General features: G+C 63.6%; 1 protein-coding gene. It reads right to left on the reverse strand.

Annotated elements, in window-relative coordinates; genetic code table 11:
• Positions 1–610: 610 nt before the first annotated feature.
• Entirely contained in the window at positions 611–2,419 is a 1,809-nt protein-coding gene (gene ltrA / locus AB0L97_RS38505; protein ID WP_364439983.1) for a group II intron reverse transcriptase/maturase, read from the reverse strand.
• Between the last annotated feature and the right edge of the window lie 906 nt (positions 2,420–3,325).

Consider the following 3,325-nt stretch of genomic DNA (forward strand, 5'->3'; position numbering starts at 1 on the left):
GATCCACGAACACTGATCCGTAACTACACCTTCGGCATCCGCCGACCTCCTTCAGTGAAGCTCACTCAACTCGTGCGACCTCGTGTCGCACCCCGACCTCGGAGTACTACGGCAACTCCGCCCCATTGCGAGCCGATCGGCCGACGATGAGCCCAGCCCTGACCGCGACGCTGGTTGCGCCTGGCAAGGGCGGACTCGCAACGGTTCCCGTGTTCACTGTGATTCGCTCGATCGAGGAGGAGCCCGACTCTGCCCCTGCGGCATCGCTACGGTTACGCCGCAGACTTTCACCACAGCCTCCCTCGGAACGGGCTTCACCAGACCCAGGAAGTTCCCTCGGCACCTCATGCCTCCGGACGCGCCGCTCCCGACCCACATCCGCCAGATTCGAGTCGGTAAATCGTTGAGGGGCTTTAAGACATCGGTTCCTCGCGTGCTCCTCTCGATCCTGCTCGCCGGACCCGCACCATCCGGCAGTGCTGACACGCCCCGCCTTTGTCAGGGCTGCTCCCACCCTCACCGGCACCTCCCGGATCAGTCGGGTAAGGACGGCGCATTGCTGCGCCGTCCTCCCCTCAGAACTGCCCGTGCGGCTTTCACCGCAAGCAGCTCAAGCAAGCCGCTGGAGCGAATCGAGTTGAAGTGCGATGCTTCTGCGTTGCCGAGCGGTGCGCTCGTTTCGGCAGGAGCGGTGGACCAGGCGAGTTCGTTCACCGTCCGCTTGGGCGGGTCGTCCGTCATGGATCAGGTAGTCTGCGACTATTGCCTGACGGATGACCAGCAGCCACCATCGCTCCCATTCCTGCGGAGATTCCGGTGGCTGATCCGGTGACAGCAGTTCGTTCCGGCAGAGTGGGCAACGACCGTGCTGCTCGATGAGCAGCCGTCGCGTGTAGCCGTCGACCGGAGGCTTGATTCTGCGTCGCCGTTGTTCCCAGTACTCGGCCAACACCGGGTCATCGGGAGATGCCCGGGCCTTGACCAGAGTGTGTCGGACGATGTCGGTCCAGGAGAACCGGGCCAGGTGAGCGCCGGTGGCGGCGTCGCCGAATACCCAGCGGTTGTTCCTGAACTTGTTGAATTTGCCGAAGTAGCGGGCCGAGACCCACCACTTCGACTTCGTGGGGTGGCTGAAGGTCGCCCACTTGTAGGTCAGCGCCCACAGATAGTCGTCGAGGACGTTGAACGTCCGCTTCGACACCACACCTCGGTAATAGGCCGCCCAGCCCTTGATGATCGGGTTGAGCCTGGCGATAACCGCCCGAGCGTTGGAGCCACGCAGATCGCGGATCTCCGTGCGCAGCCGTTCCCGTATTCGCCGGACCGCAGCCTTGGATGGTTTGATCAGCAGCTTGCCGTGGTAGCGGCGGACATTGAACCCGAGGAAATCGAATCCGGTCTCACCGAGGTGGACGATGCGCGTCTTGTCCTCGTTGAAGGCCGGGCCCCTCGGTGCCAGCCACTCGGCCAGCCGCGCCTTGATCTGCTCGGCCTGCCGCTGGGTGTGGCAGAGCGCGACGAGATCGTCGGCATACCTGATCACCACCGGTGAGTCCGTTCGCGTCGACTCGGCATTACTACCGGACTCCACATATCGAACTCCCGCTGCCTGTTCCAGCCCGTGCAAGGCGATATTCAGTAGCGACGGACTGATCACTCCGCCTTGGGGCGTGCCCTCATCGGTCGGAGCAAATCCCTTGTCCGCCTCGATAACTCGCGCTTTCAGCCAATCCCGGACCATGTCCCTGGCAGGAAAAGATCCGATGGCATCGAGAAGCCGGCAATGATCGATTCTGTCGAACGCCGCCACCAGATCGGCGTCCAGTGCCCACACCCGTTTGGCTCGTTGGCCTCGGCAGACGGTGTAGATCGCCTGAATCGCATCGTGGCAGCTGCGACCCGGCCGGAACCCATAGGATTTGGGCTCGAACCGGGCCTCCCATTCAGGTTCCAGCGCGTTGCGGATCCTGCCTTGATGGCAACGGTCCGCGATCACCGGAATCCCGAGCGGGCGCAACTTCGCACGGTTACCCGCCTTGGGTATATACACCCGCTTGACCGGCCTGGGCTGCCAGGACGCCGCGTCACGGTGCACCTGCACCGCCAGCCGCATCCGGTCGTGCGAGGTCAGCGCGACCTCGCCATCGATCCCGGCGGTCTTGCGTCCCGCGTTGCGCTGCGTCGCCTGCCGCACGCTGATCAGTGTGTTGCTCCAGCTGCGCAGCATCATCTTCTGCAAGTTCCTGACTCTCGCCAAGTTCCCGCTCCGAGTCGCTGTGAAGATCCGCTGCCGCAGCCGCCGTACGTTGTCCTCGTGGTGCCGCCAATCGACGACATCCCACGAAAGGGCCACGCCCTCAGGTCCGTTCACCATTCGGTGTCCAACTTGTCCCTCGGTTCCGGCGGTTCGAGACCGCATTGCTTCACCAGCTCACCTGTCCACGTCAGCGCCCCTTTCGAGGCCCGAGCACACGGTCCGGTATCCGGCCAGTTATCCAGCGACGACGACATGGAGGTGCCGCCACAGCGCGCTGGTTTCCTGCCGGCTTTCGCCCGCCGGCCTTCGCTTCTTGGACATCCTGTGCCCGCCAGAGGCTTCCGCTTTCCTCACGGTCGGCCTACCGGGAACATCGCCACGATGTTCCGGACTCTGTCGGGGTTTCCGTGTTCCGCACGCATGAGATACGACCGGGTTGGGTGCCTTCTTTACCCCGGGGCGGCGGTGTCCTCCCGACCAGCACAGCCTCTCTGGTCGGCGCCTGCCGCTTCTCAACGGCCAGCCCTGTACCCCGCTGGAACATCCCATCGGCGGAGCTGCTGATAACGAGGCATACGAAGATTCACTTCCGTTCACCCGTCCGGTCTTCCCCTCGCCCGTCGCCCCTGGATGGAACAGGGACGCTTCGGCTTTCACCCCAGGCTTCGCACCCCGCGGTCACCCACGACGCACGCCAGGGCGGGGACGGTCCCACAGACACTGGACCGGATCACGTTCTCGTTAAACGACCTCCAATCAAACGCGATCACTCATAACGTGCGACCTCACGTCGCACGGCTGCCCCCAGCTCCTACCGGGCCACTGCGACGACCCGACGGCAAAGGTCTCTCACCTCCACTCAAACCACAGCGCCTCACGGCGCACGAAGCCTGCGGTCAACGCGTTCGCGATCACCTTCGCCGACCGCTGGCCCGACGCCCGAACCTACTGAGAGAAACCGCCGGAAACACCTTTAGACCGTGTCTTACGTGGTTGTGATTCGTTCACGTTGTGCCGGAATCGACTGTGCTGCATGATGTTCGACTCGTGGTCGATGAGTTGTCGAAA

It is taken from the genome of Nocardia sp. NPDC051911, from assembly GCF_040681035.1.
In the GTDB taxonomy this organism is placed as follows: Bacteria; Actinomycetota; Actinomycetes; order Mycobacteriales; family Mycobacteriaceae; genus Nocardia; species Nocardia sichangensis.

Excerpts from the sequence above, each read along its gene's own strand:
- ltrA (WP_364439983.1), bottom strand. The coding sequence starts at position 2,419 with ATGCGGTCTCGAACCGCCGGAACCGAGGGACAAGTTGGACACCGAATG.